Raw genomic sequence first — 16,477 nt, 5'->3', positions numbered from 1 at the left:
GTGCGCCGATGTACCCCACATGCTCGGCGACGTCCCCCTGTGGACCACCGTCCTGCAGTTCCTCGCTGCCGGTCTGGTCGGTGGCTTCTGCGTGCTGCAGTGGGTCTGGTGGCGCGGCGCGCTGCGCTCCGAGGGGTCGACGTGGTCCCTCGCCCTGTCCGTGGCGATGGCGGGGCTCGTGCTCGTCGCCGGCCTGCACGGTGTCGTCACCGGCGCCGAGGGCCGTGAGGCGCTGTCGTTCCTGCACGGTCAGCTCGTGGGCGTCGTGGCACTGCTGTGCCTGCCCGCGACGCGCGCGTTCGGCGGCGGTGGCCCGCGGCTGCGCCCGTGGGTCACGACGGCCGTCGTCGTCCTCGTCCTGCGCACCGCCCTGTGGTTCCTCACGTTCGGCCCCGTCGACGACCCGGGCGCGCCGACGGGGCGGCCCGTCGCGGTCGCGCTGCTCTTCGTGGTCCTGGGCGTGGTCGTCGGGTACGTCGTGGCTGCCCTCGGCAGCGTGCGGCTCAACCGGCTCGGCGTGCTGCTGGTGTGTGCCGCGGGGGTGTCCCTCGTCGCGCTCACCGCGGGGATCCTGCTGGCGGGCCGGCCCGTGGGCGCCCTGCTCGCGAGCCTGTGGCCGCTGCCGCTCGCCGTCGGGCTCGAGTGGCTGGCCTCCGTGCGCCTGCGCCGCGCGCAGCTCACCGCGCACCGCCGCGAGCTCATGCGCGACGCCCTGGCGGCCGTGACCAACAGCGCCTGGTTCCACCGCGACGCGGACGCGCTGCTCCTGCAGGCGCGGGACGCCGCGCGCGAGGTCCTCGCCGACCCCAGCATCGAGGGGTCGCTGCGCCCCCTGCAGCGCGACCGCTACGTCGCCGACCTGTTCCCCGCCGACCCGGACCGGCTCGCGGCCCACGAGCGGACCTTCCTCATCGACCTCGGGCTCGTGGTCTCGACCGCGGCCGAGCGGTACACGCTCACCGACCGGCTGTCGCGGGCCGCGGTGACGGACACCCTCACCGGTCTGCCGAACCGCCGCGCGGTCGACACCCACCTCCTCGAGGTGCTCGAGCGGGCCGCGGTCGAGCGCACGCGCGTCTCGGTCGTCTACTGCGACATCGACGGCTTCAAGGACGTCAACGACCGCGAGGGGCACGCCGCGGGTGACGACCTGCTGCGACGCACGGCGGGCTTCCTGCGCGGCTGGGTCGACGACGACACCTACGTGGCCCGGCTCGCGGGCGACGAGTTCGCCGTCGTCGTGTGCCGCGCACCCGGCGACGAGGAGCTCGCCGACCTCGCACGCCGCATCCGCAGCGGCTTCGGCGCGCGCGTCGGCACCGTGGCCGGCCCGCGCCTGACCTGCGGCGTGGCGACGTGGAACCCGACCGACATCGTGGACCCCGACGCGCTGCTGCGGCACGCGGATGCCGCCATGCTCGAGGCGAAGCGGACCCAGTCCGGGCACCGCGTCTTCGACCCGGCGCTGCGGGCGCGCGCCGAGGACGCGCGCCGGTTGCGCGCCGCGCTCGAGCGTGCGGTCGAGGAGGACCGCATCACGGCCTACTTCCAGCCGATCGTCGACACGCGCACGCTCGAGGTGGTCGGCCTCGAGGCGCTCGCGCGCTGGCGCGAGGGCGACAGCTTCATCCTGCCCGAGCACTGGCTGACGCTCGCCGAGCAGAGCGGCCTCATCGTGCCCATCGGCAGGTCGATGATCCGCCAGGCACGGCGTGCCCTCGACCGCCACCACATGCCGGTGGCCGTGAACCTCTCGGCGCGCGAGCTGCACGAGCCGGACGTCCTCGAGCGCATCGACGCCGCGTGGTCCGGGGGTCCGTGGGAGCACCTGACCATCGAGATCACCGAGACCACGATGCTGCGCACGGCCGCCGCGGTGCCCGTGCTGTCCGAGCTGCGCGCCCGCGGGGCGCGGATCGCGCTCGACGACTTCGGGACCGGGTTCAGCTCGCTGGCTCGGCTGGCGCGCCTGCCCGTCGACGTCCTGAAGATCGACCGGTCGTTCGTCCGGGAGGTCCGCACGCCGCGCGGCGCGGGACCGGTCCGGGCGATCGTGGCGCTGGCGGAGCACCACGGCCTGGACGTCGTGGCCGAGGGTGTCGAGTCGGCCGGCGACCTGCAGATGCTGGTCGAGCTCGGCGTCCCGCAGGCCCAGGGCAACTTCGTGGGCCGGCCCGCACCGGGCCTGCCCGTCCGGGGAGCACGGCCGCAGCCGCGGCTGCCCGGTGGGCTCGCAGCGGTCGAGGACCTGCGTCCGGCCGGGGCTCGCCTGCCGCGCCGACGCCCGCAGCTCGGGGCGCGACCGCTGCGCGTCCTGCAGGGCGCCCTGGACGACACGACGCCCGAGCACCTGTGAGGGTGCCCGGGCGTCGGGTGGTGCTCGTGCGGCCGGTCAGGCCAGCAGCGTCGGCTTCAGGACGACGAGGCGACCGAGCAGGCCGTTGACGAACGCCGGCGAGTCGTCGGTCGACAGCTCACGGGCCAGCGACACCGCCTCGTCGACCGCCACGGCGTCCGGCACGTCGTCGTTCCAGAGGATCTCCCAGGCACCCAGGCGCAGCAGCGCGCGGTCGACCGCGGGCATGCGCGCCACCGTCCAGCCGTGCGCGTGCGTCGCCAGCAGCTCGTCGATGCGCTCGGAGTGCTCGAGCACGCCCTCGACGATCTCGACCGCGTACTGGGGCAGCGACGCCTCGGTGCCCGGCTCCACGACGCGCTGCGCGAGGAGCTCGGCGACGTCGACGCCACGCTGCTCGGCCTCGAACAGCACGTCGAGCGCGCGCTTGCGTGCCTTCGTCCGGGCGCCCATGTCAGTCGTTCACGCGGCCGAGGTACGACCCGTCGCGGGTGTCGACCTTGACCCGGGTGTTGGCCTCGAGGAACAGCGGGACCTGGATCTCGTACCCGGTCTCGAGCGTGGCGGGCTTGGTGCCGGCCGACGAGCGGTCGCCCTGCAGGCCCGGCTCGGTGTAGGTGACCTCGAGCACCACCGACGGCGGCAGCTCGACGTACAGCGGGACGCCCTCGTTGGTCGCGACGAGCGCCGTCTGCGACTCCAGCATGAAGTTCGCGGCGTCCCCGACCGTGGCGGCCGGCACGTTGAGCTGGTCGAACGTGTCCGTGTCCATGAACACGAAGTCGTCGCCGTCCTTGTACAGGTACTGCATGTCGCGCTTGTCGACGCTGGCGGTCTCGACCTTCACGCCGGCGTTGAACGTGCGGTCGACGGTCTTGCCGGACAGCACGTTCTTGAGCTTGGTGCGGACGAAGGCACCGCCCTTGCCGGGCTTGACGTGCTGGAACTCGATGACGGTCCACAGCTGGCCGTCGATGCGCAGCACGATGCCGTTCTTCAGGTCGTTGGTGGTCGCCACGAGCGTCGATCTCCCGGTCGGTGGTGGTGCGCGCCGTACGGCGCGTCCGGAGCACAGGCGCCCCACGGGACGGCTGCCGGCCACGGAGCCGTCGGGCGGGCACCTGGTGCCCACCGCGTCCGACTCTCTGTGCCCGGCCGGGCCGGTGCACGAGGTGCACGGACCGGCCGCAGGCCGTCGACCATCCTAGCGCCCGCGCGGTCGTGTCAGGTCAGCAGCACGCGCGCGGCCGCCAGGCCGATGACGGCCGACCAGAGCAGCGAGGCCAGCGTGCCGATGACGAAGCGCTCGGAGGCCCCCGGGTTCTCGCGGAGCTCGGGGTAGCGACCGAGGCCCTTGACGGCCACGACGACCGCCACGCCCTCGGGCACGCCCACCAGCAGGCTCCCCGTGACGGCGAGCCGCTCGAGGACCCCGATCCAGGTGCCGCCGCGCAGCACGATCTGGGCGCCCTCCCCCTCGGGCCCGTCGCTGAGGCTCAGGCGCTCGAGGAGCACCGGGCCGTGGCCGCGGCGGCGGCCGGCGTCGCGCGAGCGGGACGCCAGGCGCAGGACGAGGCGGGTGACGAGCCAGCCCCCCGCGGACGAGAGGAGCAGGGCGCCGGCCCAGATGCCGGCCACGAGGGCAGGGTGCACGGGCCCGACCCTGGCGTCAGTCGGCCGCGCGCGTCAACAGACGCGCCGCAGCGGGCCGTGCGGCGAGCTCCTCGGCCCACATCGCGGTCCGCAGGCGCTGGCTCACGGCCTGCTGCGACACGCCGAGCGCGTGGGCCACGACGTCCTGACCCGCGTCGGCCGCGCGGACGGCGTCCACCGCGGCCCAGCCGGCGGCCGTGCGCCGCGCCGCCAGCGCCCCGAGCAGCACCAGGACCGCGTCGGCGTCGGCGGCTGCGGTCTCGTCGACGCCCCGGACGGCGAGCGGGACGGGACGCTGCCGGTTCTTGGCCGCCTCCACGGCGTCGCGCGCGAGCAGGAAGGCCGCTCCGGAGCCCTCGCGCGGCGAGCGCGGCAGCGGCTCGTCGACGGGACCGGCACCGACCCCCACGCTCCACCCGCCGTCGCGCAGCGCGAGCAGCGCGGTGTCGACGACGACGTCGGCGTCGTCGAGCACGCCCTGGACCTCGTCACCGACCGTGCGCTCGAACCCGCGGACGACCGGCACGTCCGCGAGCGCGGCGAGCAGCTCGGGCACCCGGTCGGTCCCGCGGCGGCTCCCGCGCTGGTCGATCGTCATGACGAACACGCGACAAGTCTCTCACCTTGTACCACCCCGAACAAGTCCCCACACTTGTCCTCCCGGCTCGACCCTGACGGTGAGGGAGAGAATTCCGGGCAGATCCTTCCCGGAACCCTCACCCTCACCGATGCGTGCGCAGCCGGCGACGGGTCTCGACGATCTGGGCGACCACGTGGCCGGCCCGGCGGGTCAGGTCGTGCCAGGTGTAGCGCAGCACCGTGCACCCGGCGCCCACGAGCAGGTTCTGGCGGGTGCGGTCGTCCTGGAACCGGTCGGGCCCGTGCGCGACGCGGCCGTCGATCTCGACGACCAGGCGGACGTCGGCGAACCACACGTCCACGACAGCGGGGACGCCGAGGGCGTCGAGGAGCGACGCGTTCGCCACCCAGCCCGTCACGCCCGCGCTGTGCAGGAGGCCGTGCAGCCGTTCCTCCGCGACGCTGAGGGCGCCGCTGCGCAGCCGGTCGGCGCACCAGGTGCGTTGCGCGTTGCCCCGGTGCCCGGGGTGGGCACCCACCCAGCCGTCGAGGTCGTCCGCACCGAGGATGCCGCGGGTCCCGACCCAGGCGAGCAGGCGGGCGGCGTCGGCACGGGCCAGCGACCCGAGGCAGTCGACCGCTGTGCGGACGCGTCCGGTGACGTGCACCCCACGCAGGACGACCCGGTCCACGGGTGCCAGGACGTGCCGGTGCGGGATCAGTCGGCCGCGGCGCGCGCGGGGTCCGGTGACGACCACGTGCACGCGGCCGTCGTCGGGCACCGGCATGCCGTGCAGCAGCGCCGCGCTGGTGAGCGCGAGCGTCGCACCGGGCCAGGTCACGGTGGCGGCGTGCGCGTCGAGCCACGGGTCGCGCGGTGCCGAGGCGAGCGCGAGCCCGGCACCGCAGACGCGCCGCCACGCCCCCGACTCGATGCGGTGGCGCACCTGGTCCTCGGTGAGACCCGCTGCGACGGCCTCAGCACGTGTGAAGACGCCGCGTCGCCCCGCTGCAGCGGGCGGGGTCCAGGTGCGGTCGACGGTGGGAGCCACGCACGGGAACCTGCTGCACCCCGAAGCGACCTGACCGACCACGAGAGCGATCTGTGGACCGCCGCGCCCGCTCCTTCACCTGTGGACGGTTCACCACCCATGGGTGACAGCGAAGGATCCGGGCGTCACGGGCCCGGGTCCCCTGCTCTCACGTCAGAGCAGGATGCCTGTCGACCGCTCCGGGGTCGCCGAGATCTCGGCGTAGGCGGCCGCCAGGAGGGTCGGGTCCGGGCCCTCGAGGCGCGACGGGCGCGCCAGACCGTCGAGGACGACGAAGCGCAGCAGGTCGCCGCGCGTCTTCTTGTCGCGGCGCATGGCCGTGAGCAGCTGCTCCCAGCGGTCGCCCCGGTACGTCGTCGGCAGGCCGAGGGAGCTCAGGACGGTGCGGTGCCGCTCGACGACGTCGTCGTCGAGCCGTCCGGCCAGCCGGGCGAGCTCCGCGACGAACACCATGCCGACCGACACGGCGGCGCCGTGGCGCCACCGGTACCGCTCGACCTGCTCCACCGCGTGGCCGAACGTGTGGCCGTAGTTGAGGATCTCGCGCAGGCCGGCCTCGCGCAGGTCCTCACCGACCACACGCGCCTTGGTCCGCACGGCCCGCTCGACGAGCTCGGCCAGCACGGGTGAGGACGCGGCGGCCACGGGGTCCTGCAGCAGCGCGGTGTTCTCCTCGACGAGCTCGAGGATCCGCGGGTCGTCGATGAAGCCGCACTTGACGATCTCCGCGAGCCCGGCGACGAAGTCGTAGGGGGACATGGACTCCACCGACGCGAGGTCGCACAGCACACCCGCGGGCGGGTGGAACGCGCCGACGAGGTTCTTGCCCTCGGCGGTGTTGATGCCGGTCTTGCCGCCGACGGCCGCGTCGACCATGCCGAGCACGGTGGTGGGCACCTGCACGACGCGCACACCGCGCAACCACGTCGCGGCGACGAATCCGGCGAGGTCGGTGGTCGCTCCCCCGCCGAGCCCGACGACCGCGTCGGAGCGCGTGAAGTCCGCCTGGCCGAGCACGCCCCAGCAGAAGGCCGCGACCTGGGCGGTCTTCTGCTCCTCGGCGTCCGGCACCTGCGCGAGGTAGACCTGGTAGCCGTGCGACGCGAGGTCCTCGCGGACCGTCTCGGCGGACGTGGCCAGGGCGGCCGGGTGCACGACGAGCACCCGGCGCACGGTGTCGCCGAGCATCGCGGGCAGGTGACCGAGCAGGTGGCGCCCGATGACCACGTCGTAGGGCTGCTCGCCCGCGACCGTGACGACGGCCTCGCCGCTCATGCGCCCGGCTCCGCGACGCGCTGCTCGCGCAGCGTCGTCTCGATGGCCTCGGCGACCTCGACGGGACGCAGCCCGTCCGTCGACACCCGCACGGTGGCGACCTCCTCGTAGACCGGACGCCGGGCGTCCATGAGCGACTGCCACTGCGCGCGCGGGCTGCCGACGAGCAGCGGGCGCGACTGGTTGAGCCCGACACGTCCGGCGGCGTGCGCGAGGCTGACGTCGAGGAAGACGACGACCCCGCCGCCGTCGCGGTAGACCGCCAGCAGGGTGCGCGTCGCGGGGTCGAGCACGGCTCCCCCGCCGAGGGCGAGGACGCCCTCGTGCTCACCGAGCGCGGTCGCGACGGCGGTGCGCTCGAGCGCCCGGAAGTGCGGCTCGCCGTCCTCGACGAAGACGTCGGCGACGGACTTGCCCGCGGTGGTCTCGACGTCGGTGTCGGTGTCACGGGACGCGAGCTGCCAGCGCTCCGCGAGCGCGGCGGCGACGGTGGACTTGCCGGCGCCGGGCGGGCCGACGAGAACGACACGAGGTCCGGAGGTGGGGGTAGCACGGGGCACGGCCGCAGCCTAGTCCCGCCGTGGGAGGCGTCCCGTGCCGTCCACGGGACGGGCGGGCGGCACGGGACGCGACGGGTCAGCCCGGGGTGGGGCCCAGCCCGTGACCCGCGACGCGCAGCAGGTCGGGCATGGCGAAGTCGTCGCCGGTGCCCAGGAACGGCGTCCACGTCGGCTCGTTGCGCAGGTACGACGACGGGTCGGCCTGCAGCAGCCCGAGGAACACCTCCCCGACGACCCGGCCGCCGAGCTCCCCCAGGTGCTCGCCGCCGGCCCGGACCTCGGCCTCGCGCAGCACGTAGTACCACAGGGGCGCAGGGGCGCCGCCCAGCCCGATCTCGTCCTCGGACAGCCGCGCGACGCCCATGCGGGCCGCCATGGCCTGGCCCGACGGCAGCAGCAGGCGCGCCCCGCGGGTCAGGTTGCGTGCGATGAGCGACGGCATGGCGCCGCCGATCTCGGGCGGCAGGGCCGCGAGCGGGTTGGCCAGGTGCGTGTCGATCTTCCGGCTGTGCTGCAACCCGTCGGAGCCGGCGCCGTCGACCTCGAAGAAGCGCGCCCACTCGATCGTCCAGAACTGCGGCAGCGGACGGAACCCGCCGAAGTGGCCGAGCGGCTCCTTGTCGACGGGGTCCGGCGTGAAGGTCGGCAGACCCGGCCGCGCCTGCGGGTCCGCCGGGTCGGGTGCGCCGACCACCGTGTTCAAGCGGTAGCGCCCGCGCACCTGGGAGTGCCCGAACCGGTACGCCGCGACCGAGAACTCCACGGGGATGTACGGCGCCCGCTGCCACGTGAAGTGGCGCAGCCGCGCCTGCGGCCGGCCGTCGGGCGACGTGACGAGCAGGTCCGCGAGCGCGGCGTCACCGATCGTGCGGCGCAGGAAGTCGTGCACGACGACCCACTGGTAGTGCCAGCGCACGATCCGCTGCGCGGTCTCGAACGGGGTCTCGCTGCCGCGGGTCAGGTGCGGGTCGCCCAGGACGTGGTCCATGACGGCGTTGTGGAACTTCAGCATCGTCAGGTGCAGCTGCCCGACGAACGTGTTCTCGTCGTTGCGCGGGTCGCCGAGCAGGGCGACGCCCTGGGTGTTGCGCGGCAGGTCGTCGTCGCGTCCGTTCGACCCGATCAGGAGCTTCGCGGCCCCGTCGACCTGGCTGGCCTTGTCGTAGAGGAACGGGTCGTCGGCGGGGCCGCGGCCGTAGACGGAGTCGAGGTCGAAGCGCGGGCTGCGGAAGCTCGTCAGGGCGTCGGGGTCGTTCTGCCGCTCGAGGCTCGAGGCCGGGTCGAACGTGAGGTCGTGGTCGACGAACTGGCCCAGGTAGGTGTAGCCGGCCGGGATGGCCGGGTTGTCGAGCGTGCGGTCGCCGCCGGTGCTGCCCTCGGTCATGAGGGCGGCGACGCGCGCGATCTCGGCGTCGGACGGCACGTAGGGCGGCAGCCGGAACAGGCGTCCGAACCGTCCCTCGTGCAGCGCCGACAGCGGGAGGTACTGCAGGCCGCGTGCCTCGTGGCCGTGGCCGCGCGCGGGGCGCTGCCCGTACCCCAGGCCGTGCGCGGCCGAGCCGCGCGCCGTCAGTTGCTCGGCGGTCCGGGGCGCGTGGTGCCGCCCCGCCCGCGGTGGCTTCTCGGTCATGGTCCCCCCTCGGACGGACCGCTGCGGGCGCAGCGGTTCCGCCGAGGATGAGGGACCGGGCGAACGACCTGATACGCCCGGCGCCTGGGCGCCGCGGACGCTCGTCAGGCCAGCAGCTCGGGGATCGACGCGAGGTACGCCTCGAGGTTGCGTCGGACCTCGGCGACGCTGTCGCCACCGGTCTTCTCCAGGAGCGTCTGCGCGACGACGAGCGCGACCATGGCCTCGGCGACGACGGCGGCCGGGGGCACCGCGCACACGTCCGAGCGCTGGTGGTGGGCCGTGACCGGCTCCCCCGTGGCCGTGTCGACGGTGGCGAGCGCCCGCGGGACCGTCGAGATCGGCTTCATCGCGGCGCGCACGCGCACGACCTCGCCGTTGGACATGCCGCCCTCGATGCCGCCCGCGCGGTTGGTGCGCCGCACGATGCGGCCCGACGCGTCGCGCTCGATCTCGTCGTGCGCCTGCGACCCGCGGCGGGTCGCGGTGCGGAACCCGTCGCCGACCTCGACGCCCTTGATCGCCTGGATGCCCATGAGGGCACCCGCGAGCCGCGCGTCGAGCCGGCCGTCCGCCTGCACGTACGTGCCGATGCCCGACGGCAGGCCGTGCACCAGGACCTCGACGACACCGCCGAGCGTGTCACCGTCCTTGTGGCACTGGTCGATCTCGGCGACCATCGCCGCGCTCGTCGCGGGGTCGAAGCAGCGCACGGGGTCGGCGTCCAGGGCGGCGACGTCGTCGGGCGTCGGGGCCGGTGCGTCGTCCGGCACCGCGACCGGCCCGATGGCGACGACGTGCGACACGAGCCGCACGCCCGCGACCTGCTCGAGGAACGCCGCCGCGACCGTGCCGAGCGCGACGCGTGTGGCCGTCTCGCGGGCCGACGCTCGCTCGAGCACCGGTCGGGCGTCGTCGAAGCCGTACTTGCGCATGCCGACGAGGTCGGCGTGACCCGGGCGGGGCCGGGTCAGCGGCCGGTTGCGCGCGATCTCCTTGACGTCCCCGGTGCCGGCGTCGACCGTCAGCGCCTCGGGCGCCACCGGGTCCGCGGACATCACGTCAGCCCACTTGGGCCACTCGGTGTTGCCGACCTCGATCGCGAGCGGACCGCCCTGCGTCAGGCCGTGGCGCACACCGCTGAGCAGGCGGACCTCGTCCTGCTCGAACTTCATGCGGGCACCACGCCCGTAGCCGAGACGACGCCGCGCGAGCGCGGCCTGGACGTCGGAGGTCTGCACCTGCACACCGGCGGGCAGACCGTCGAGGATGCCGACGAGCGCGGGACCGTGCGACTCGCCGGAGGTCAACCATCGGAGCATGGGGGCGATCCTTTCATGCACCGGTGGGTGCGGTGTCCGCGTCCCGTCCGGTGGATGCGGGGGCGACGGCACCCTCGGTGGGCGTCTCGGCGCGGACGCGTGCGGACGCCCGTAGCTCGGTCCCCAGCACCAGGGCGAGGACCAGGACGTACGTGGCGGCCTCCGTCACGCGCAGGACGTCGACGCCGACGAAGTAGTAGTGCTGCAGGAACACCACGGTCCCCCCGAGCGTGGCCCACCGCACCCAGCGCGCGCGCAGGTCCGGTGTGGTCCAGGCCCACAGGACGGTCAGCAGCACCAGCGGGCTGCAGTAGTAGTCGAGCAGGTGGGGCTCGAGGAGCAGGCGCACGGCAACGGCCGTGATGACGACGGCCAGGACCGACCCGTGCCGCCGCAGCGCGACGGCGGCGCCCGCGAGCCCCGCCACGGCCGCCTGGACCGCGCGCAGGCCCCAGTCCGACAGACCCGACGCGCGTCCGAGCCGCCCGAAGAGCGACTGCCCGTCGGCGATGCCCCAGGAGTGCTCCAGCGTGCGTACCTCGCCCCACACGACGAAGGGCAGGAACATCAGCACCACGACGGCCAGCGCGGTGCCGCCGGCGACCAGCGCCCGTCGCGGCGACCGACCGGTGAGCACGAGACCACCGCCGAGCACCGCCCACGCCTTGAAGCCGAACGCGAGCGCGAGCAGCACACCCCCGCGGACGACGTGACGGCCGGCGAGGGCGGCCGCGGCGGCTGCGAGCAGCAACGCCACGACCAGGTCCTCCTCGTGGGCGATCTGGAACGAGCGCTCCATGACTCCCCCGACCGTCAGTGCCGCCCCCACGGCCCAGCGCGCTGCGGTCGGGTCGCGGCGCACGGGCACCCACAGGCGCGTCACGACGTCGCCCAGGTAGATGACCGCGCAGCTGTGCACGGTCGCGACGAGCAGCAGCGCGGGGAGACCGAGAGCATCCGCGACCGTGGCCCACACGCCGCTGCTCAGCACCAGGAGCGGACCGACCTGCAGCCACGGGTCGGCGAAGACCGACCAGATCTCGGGCGACAGCATCGTGCGACCCGCACGCACGAAGCCGAGGGCGTCGACGGGCTGGGCGCGCTCCACCATCGGTGCGATCAGCACGACCGCGAGCGGCACCAGGAGGACGAGCGGTCGTCGCCACAACCAGGTGGCGGCGGACACCAGCCGCGGGTGGCGGGACACGACCTCGGTGACGTCCTCGCCCCAGACGCGGCGCCTCACGGCTGGCCCTGCACCGGAGCCAGGGGCGACGACGGACCGCGGGCACCCCGCGCCGCGGCGCGCTCGCGCAGCAGCACCACGCACGGCACACCGACGAACAGCGCCGTCTCCAGGACCAGTCCGGCTGTGCTGCCCAGGACGTACGGGTGCACCACGCAGACGGGGACGGCCAGCAGTGCGGCCGCGCGGCCGACGGGACCGGGACGGGCCGCACTCGTCCAGCACCAGAGGACCGCCAGCAGCACGAACGGTGCCAGGTAGTACACGGCTGTGACGGGATCGAGCAGCAGCCGGACGGCGACGACCGTGAGGGGGACGGCGAGCGCCGACCCGTGCCGACGCAGCGCGACGAGCGTCGCGGCGATGCCCGCGCCGGCCGCCTGGACGCACCTCAGACCCCAGTCGTCGAGCCCGGTGAGCGCGCCGATCGCGCCGAGCATCGACGGCCCGTCGGCGATGCCCCACGAGAACTCGAAGGTGCGCACCTCGCCCCACCAGAAGAACGGCAGGTACGTCGCACCCGCCAGGGCGCACGCGGTCAGTGCTCCCACCACGACGGTCCGCGGACGTCGCCCGTGCAGCACGATCGGGCCGCCCAGCACGGCCCACATCTTCAGCCCGGCGCCGAGGGCGAGCAGCGCGCCGGCTCGGCCCGCCTGGCCCCTCGTGACGGCCGCTGCCGCCGCCGCCAGGACGACGGCGAGCAGGATCTCCTCCTGGTGTCCGGACGTCGAGACCTGCGTGAGGAGGCCCCCGGAGACCAGCGCCCCGCCCACGGCCCACCGTGCCGGAAGGGACGGCACGTTGCCGATCGCCGCCCACGTCCGCGTGACGGCGTCCGTCGCCCACACCAGCACGACGGCCAGCACGGCGCCCAGGACGGCCATGACGGGTGCGCCGACGGCCTCGGCCCCGCGGACGAGGGCCCCGACCAGCAGCAGGTGCACCGGCCCGACCTGCAGACCCGGGTCGGTGAACACCTGCCACGTGTCGGCGGACGTGAGGACGCGCGCACCGTCGACGAACCACGACAGGTCCGAGGGTTGCAGGCCCTCGACGGAGACCGCCATCGTCGCGGCCGCGACCGCCCCCAGCACGGCGGACGGGCGCCGCCACAGCGCCTCGAGCACCGCGGCCGTCCGCGGCCGACGCGCCGCCAGCTCGAGCCACGCGACGTGCTCCGTGGGCGTGCTGGTGGGCACGCGAGCGTCGGACAGCACGGGACTCCTTGTCGGCGAGGTGGTCGGACAGACGCCCCCCCCCCCGGGCCGCCCGGGGGGGGGGGACGGCGGATCAGCCGAGCGGCACCATCGGGTTCTTCGCCGGGTCCGGCACCGGGAGTGGCGCCGGTGCGGGTGCCTCACCGTCGGCGGGCACCTCCGGCGTGACCGGTGCCGCGTCCGGGAGCGCGAACAGGTAGCCGGCGACGACGAGCCCGAGGTCGCCGGGCGCGGTGGCGGGCTTGCCGCCGCTCGCCTCCGCCGCCTGCTGGGACGTCGCCGTGATGGTCTCCACGGCAAGGAGCCGAGGCTGGTTCGACTGCACGTCCGCCAGGAACGCCAGGACGTTCTGGTAGGTCCCGACGATGTCGATCGTCACCGGGATCGCGTACAGCGCCTGCTGGGCGACCGCCGGGTCGGGGGCGGCCGGCGCGGCCGCGGCGTCGTCGGTCGGCGCCGCCTCCCCTTCCGCGGGCGCCTCGACCGGCGCCTCGACGACCGGCGGCAGCACCGGGGTCGGCGTCGAGGTCTGCAGGGCGACGACCGTGACCGAGTGGGCAGCCGCGGTCACGGCGATCTGACGCCGGTACTCGGCCAGCTGGCCGTCCGTGGGGATCTGTGCCTGCAGACCGTTCAGCTCGGCCTTCAGTGCGTCGATCTGCTCGAACTGCGTCTTCAGCTCGTTGATCCGGATCCGCGTGAGGTCGTTCTGCGCCACCTGCGCCTCGGCCTCGACGCGCGTCTCGGACGCGGCGGCGAACGCCGGCGAGATCATCAGCAACCAGCCCGCAGCCCCCAGCAGGAGGCTGACGACCACGGTCCCGGCGATCCAGGGTCCGCTCTTGGCTTCCTTCACGTCACTCCTCCGCTGCGGGTTGGGCCGGCTCGAAGCGCCGCGAGAACGCCGACTCGTCGACCTGCACCGACGCGGAGACCGCGTACATCACGGCCTCGGACTCGGTCGTGCCGATCACGCTGGTCGACGTCTGTGCGGCGTAGAAGCCGGGGATCGTGTTGAGCGCGTCCGTGAACGCCGCGTCGTCGGGCAGTCCCGTCGCCTTCGCCGCGATCGTGAGGGACGCGATGCCCGGGGGTGTCAGGGGGTCCGGCGCGGCCGCCCCAGCGAGCGTCATCGGGGTCGTCTGGATGACCGACACGGAGTCGATACTGACGTTCGGCGGCAGCACCGCGGCGATCGCGTCGAAGTAGCTCTTCCAGAGCACGTCGGTGGCGCCCGCGGTCTGGCGCGCCTCCTTGCTCCGCTGCAGACCACCCAGCACCGGCGTGACCTCGGCGTACTGCGCCTGCTGGGCAGCGAGCGCCGCCGCCTGGTCAGCGGCCTGCGTCAGCTCGGCGTCCGCCGCTTGCTTGCTCATGAGGGCGAGGCCGTACATGAGCACCAGGACGATGACGACCAGGCCGACGACCGCGGCCAGCCACTTCTTGAGGTGGCGCAGCCCCTGGGCGGCCCGGATCTCCGGCGGCAGCAGGTTGACCTGCGGCCACACCGCGCTGACGTCCGGCGCGGCGCCTGCCGGTGCCTTGCGTGCGCGCTCGGTCAAGGTGCTCATGCTGCGACTCCCTGGGCCAGGCCGAGCGGCAGCGCCAGCAGCGACTCCCGGCCGGTGAAGGCTTCACGACCGCCGGCCGACTTCGCGACGGTGACGGTCTCGAGCGGGTCGCCGAAACTGACGGCGACCCGGGCGGACGTGGCGAGGTACTGCCCGAGGCCCGGCAGGTGCCCACCGCCCCCGGTGAGGACGACGCCCTCGAGCGGGTGCCCCGCGTTGTTCGACGCGTAGTACACGAAGGAGCTCCGGATCGCCTCGACGAGCGTGCGCACCGTGGAGGTGATCGCCTCCTGGACCTCGGCGGACTGAGCCTGGCTGCCGATACCGAGGCCCACGCTGCGCTTGAGGTTCTCGGCCTCCTGCGCCGAGATCCCCGCGGTGCGGGCAACGGCGTCGGTGACGTCCTGGCCGCCCGACGGCAGGACCCGGACGAACTTGGGGACGCCACGGTCGGCGATGACGACGTTGGTCACGCGCGCCCCGATGTCGACCAGGGCGACGACGTGCTCGCGCAGCTGACCACGCGACATGGCCCGCAGGATCGCCAGTGCGTTGAGGTCCACCATCGTCGGGGACAGGCCGGCGCTGGCGGCGGACAGCACGTTGGCGCTCACGGTCTGGCGCACGGCGGCGACCAGCAGGCCGTGCACGACCGGACCGTGCTCACCGTCGCCCGAGCCCGTGGGCAGGAAGTCCAGCAGGGCGTCGTCCACCGGCATCGGCAGCAGCTCCTGCACCTGGAACGGCAGCGAGGCCTTGATCTGCGCCACCGGCATCGCGGGGACCGACAGGTCACGCACGACGACGCGCTGGTTGCCGACACCCAGGACGACGTCCTTGGAGTCGAACTTGGCGCGCGACCACAGCTCCTGCAGCGCGTGCGCGACGATCTCCGGCTCGGCGACCTCGCCGTCACGGACGGCGCCGAGCGGGATGGGTACCTCGCCGTAGCGCACCAGCGTCGCCGCCCTGGTGTGGGAGGCCGCCTTGCCGGAGAACTCGACCTGAGCCGCCCGCACCGCGGTGGAACCGATGTCGAGCCCGATCACCTGGGTCTTGGCCACAACCCGTCCCTTCCAATGGCGCGCCAACGTGGCGCTGGAGGGGATATCGGCGGGCAGGACGCACGTCTTGAGGGCTGCAGGGCCTCGGGTGCCCGGCGTTCTGCACCGCAGCGCCCCGACGACGGCCGACGTCGGGGCGTCAGGCCCCGAGGGTGAGATCGAGGTAGCCCCGCCACAGCGGCTCACCGACGACGATGCCCAGCGCAGCCCCGATGAGCATCCAGGGGCCGAACGGGATGCCCGTCTTGCGCCCCGCACGACGCGTGGCGAGCAGGCCGAGGGAGAACACGCCGCCGACGAGGAACGCACCGAAGGTGCCGACCGCGAACGCGCCCCAGCCCGCCCAGCCCAGGTACATGCCGAGCACGCCGGCCAGCTTGACGTCCCCGAGGCCCATGCCCCGGGGGTAGACCAGGACGAGGAGCAGGTAGAACGCCCACAGGAGCGCGCCGCACACCACGGCCCGCAGGTACGACGACCAGTCCCCCGTCCCCGCCGCGGCCACGGCGAGCAGCGCGAGCACCACGGGATAGGACGGCAGCGTGATGGCGTCCGGCAGCCGGTGCACGTCGATGTCGATGTACGCCAGGGCGACGCCGATCGCGACCAGGTAGAGGTGCGCCGGCAGGTCCCAGGAGGGACCGAAGAACCACGCCGTCGCCGCGAACAGCAGACCCGTCAGCGCCTCCACCACCGGGTAGCGGGCGCTGATGGGCTCGCCGCAGTCGCGGCACCGGCCGCGCAGGAGGATCCAGGACAGCACCGGAACGTTGTCGCGCGGTCGCACCGGCGCGCCGCAGCCCGGGCACGCGCTCGGAGGACGCACGACCGACTCGCCCCGTGGGACGCGCCAGATCACCACGTTGAGGAACGAGCCGATCACGAGGCCGAAGGCCGCGCAGACGGCGACGACGAAGCCCGTCACGCGCGCCGCCGTCCGTCGTGCATC

Annotated in this window: 16 protein-coding genes; 1 reads left to right on the top strand and 15 read right to left on the bottom strand. The window is 74.3% G+C overall.

Annotated elements, in window-relative coordinates; genetic code table 11:
• Positions 1–19: 19 nt before the first annotated feature.
• Positions 20–2,356: a putative bifunctional diguanylate cyclase/phosphodiesterase gene (locus H9657_RS00980; protein ID WP_225214349.1), complete on the top strand. Its 2,337-nt coding sequence runs from the start codon at positions 20–22 to the stop codon at positions 2,354–2,356.
• 36 nt (positions 2,357–2,392) lie between these two features.
• Here H9657_RS00980 and nusB read toward each other — a convergent pair whose 3' ends face one another.
• The 15 genes from nusB to H9657_RS00905 all read right to left on the bottom strand — a co-directional run bounded on the left by nusB (position 2,393) and on the right by H9657_RS00905 (position 16,453).
• Positions 2,393–2,809, bottom strand: a complete 417-nt coding sequence (gene nusB, locus H9657_RS00975; RefSeq protein ID WP_191779425.1) for a transcription antitermination factor NusB — start codon at positions 2,807–2,809, stop codon at positions 2,393–2,395.
• A gap of 1 nt (position 2,810) precedes the next feature.
• A complete protein-coding gene (gene efp, locus H9657_RS00970; RefSeq protein WP_191779423.1) occupies positions 2,811–3,374 on the bottom strand; it encodes an elongation factor P in 564 nt (187 codons plus the stop codon).
• Positions 3,375–3,580: 206 nt separating this feature from the next.
• Positions 3,581–4,009 carry a hypothetical protein gene (locus H9657_RS00965; protein ID WP_191779421.1) on the bottom strand — a complete coding sequence of 143 codons (429 nt, stop codon included), beginning with the start codon at positions 4,007–4,009 and terminating at the stop codon, positions 3,581–3,583.
• Positions 4,010–4,025: 16 nt separating this feature from the next.
• Entirely contained in the window at positions 4,026–4,616 is a 591-nt protein-coding gene (locus H9657_RS00960) for a hypothetical protein (RefSeq protein WP_191779419.1), read from the bottom strand.
• 115 nt (positions 4,617–4,731) lie between these two features.
• Positions 4,732–5,640 carry a DUF559 domain-containing protein gene (locus H9657_RS00955; protein ID WP_191779417.1) on the bottom strand — a complete coding sequence of 303 codons (909 nt, stop codon included), beginning with the start codon at positions 5,638–5,640 and terminating at the stop codon, positions 4,732–4,734.
• A gap of 153 nt (positions 5,641–5,793) precedes the next feature.
• Positions 5,794–6,915 carry a 3-dehydroquinate synthase gene (gene aroB / locus H9657_RS00950; RefSeq protein WP_191779415.1) on the bottom strand — a complete coding sequence of 374 codons (1,122 nt, stop codon included), beginning with the start codon at positions 6,913–6,915 and terminating at the stop codon, positions 5,794–5,796.
• Positions 6,912–7,475 carry a shikimate kinase gene (locus tag H9657_RS00945; protein WP_191779413.1) on the bottom strand — a complete coding sequence of 188 codons (564 nt, stop codon included), beginning with the start codon at positions 7,473–7,475 and terminating at the stop codon, positions 6,912–6,914. The genes aroB and H9657_RS00945 overlap by 4 nt, the downstream gene beginning before the upstream one ends.
• A gap of 76 nt (positions 7,476–7,551) precedes the next feature.
• Positions 7,552–9,105 (bottom strand): peroxidase family protein, encoded by a 1,554-nt coding sequence (locus H9657_RS00940; RefSeq protein ID WP_191779411.1) that lies wholly within the window; start codon positions 9,103–9,105, stop codon positions 7,552–7,554.
• Positions 9,106–9,209: 104 nt separating this feature from the next.
• On the bottom strand, positions 9,210–10,427 hold the full coding sequence (aroC, locus tag H9657_RS00935; protein WP_191779409.1) for a chorismate synthase: 1,218 nt from the start codon (positions 10,425–10,427) through the stop codon (positions 9,210–9,212).
• A gap of 13 nt (positions 10,428–10,440) precedes the next feature.
• Positions 10,441–11,673, bottom strand: coding sequence for a glycosyltransferase 87 family protein (locus tag H9657_RS00930; RefSeq protein WP_191779407.1), 1,233 nt, complete (start codon positions 11,671–11,673; stop codon positions 10,441–10,443).
• The gene (locus H9657_RS00925) at positions 11,670–12,893 is read right to left on the bottom strand and encodes a glycosyltransferase 87 family protein (protein WP_191779405.1); all 1,224 of its coding nucleotides are present in this window, start codon (positions 12,891–12,893) and stop codon (positions 11,670–11,672) included. Before H9657_RS00925 ends, H9657_RS00930 begins: the two co-directional genes overlap by 4 nt.
• Positions 12,894–12,966: 73 nt before the next feature.
• Complete coding sequence (gene pilO / locus H9657_RS00920; RefSeq protein WP_191779403.1) at positions 12,967–13,749, bottom strand: type 4a pilus biogenesis protein PilO; 783 nt, start codon at positions 13,747–13,749, stop codon at positions 12,967–12,969.
• A 1-nt stretch (position 13,750) separates the two neighbouring features.
• On the bottom strand, positions 13,751–14,464 hold the full coding sequence (locus H9657_RS00915) for a fimbrial assembly protein (RefSeq protein WP_191779401.1): 714 nt from the start codon (positions 14,462–14,464) through the stop codon (positions 13,751–13,753).
• Positions 14,461–15,528 carry a type IV pilus assembly protein PilM gene (gene pilM / locus H9657_RS00910; protein WP_191779398.1) on the bottom strand — a complete coding sequence of 356 codons (1,068 nt, stop codon included), beginning with the start codon at positions 15,526–15,528 and terminating at the stop codon, positions 14,461–14,463. The genes H9657_RS00915 and pilM overlap by 4 nt, the downstream gene beginning before the upstream one ends.
• 139 nt (positions 15,529–15,667) lie before the next feature.
• Positions 15,668–16,453, bottom strand: coding sequence for a prepilin peptidase (locus H9657_RS00905; RefSeq protein WP_191779396.1), 786 nt, complete (start codon positions 16,451–16,453; stop codon positions 15,668–15,670).
• Positions 16,454–16,477 lie beyond the last annotated feature (24 nt).

This window comes from Cellulomonas avistercoris, assembly GCF_014836445.1.
Taxonomy (GTDB): Bacteria; Actinomycetota; Actinomycetes; order Actinomycetales; family Cellulomonadaceae; genus Cellulomonas; species Cellulomonas avistercoris.
This window is presented reverse-complemented; position numbering and strand designations above follow the sequence as displayed.

What these genes read in the sequence shown, in the direction of transcription:
- H9657_RS00980 (WP_225214349.1), top strand. Translation starts at nt 20, where the DNA reads ATGCTCGGCGACGTCCCCCTGTGGACCACCGTCCTGCAGTTCCTCGCT.
- nusB (WP_191779425.1), bottom strand. Translation starts at nt 2,809, where the DNA reads ATGGGCGCCCGGACGAAGGCACGCAAGCGCGCGCTCGACGTGCTGTTC.
- aroB (WP_191779415.1), bottom strand. Translation starts at nt 6,915, where the DNA reads ATGAGCGGCGAGGCCGTCGTCACGGTCGCGGGCGAGCAGCCCTACGAC.
- H9657_RS00940 (WP_191779411.1), bottom strand. Translation starts at nt 9,105, where the DNA reads ATGACCGAGAAGCCACCGCGGGCGGGGCGGCACCACGCGCCCCGGACC.
- aroC (WP_191779409.1), bottom strand. Translation starts at nt 10,427, where the DNA reads ATGCTCCGATGGTTGACCTCCGGCGAGTCGCACGGTCCCGCGCTCGTC.
- H9657_RS00915 (WP_191779401.1), bottom strand. Translation starts at nt 14,464, where the DNA reads ATGAGCACCTTGACCGAGCGCGCACGCAAGGCACCGGCAGGCGCCGCG.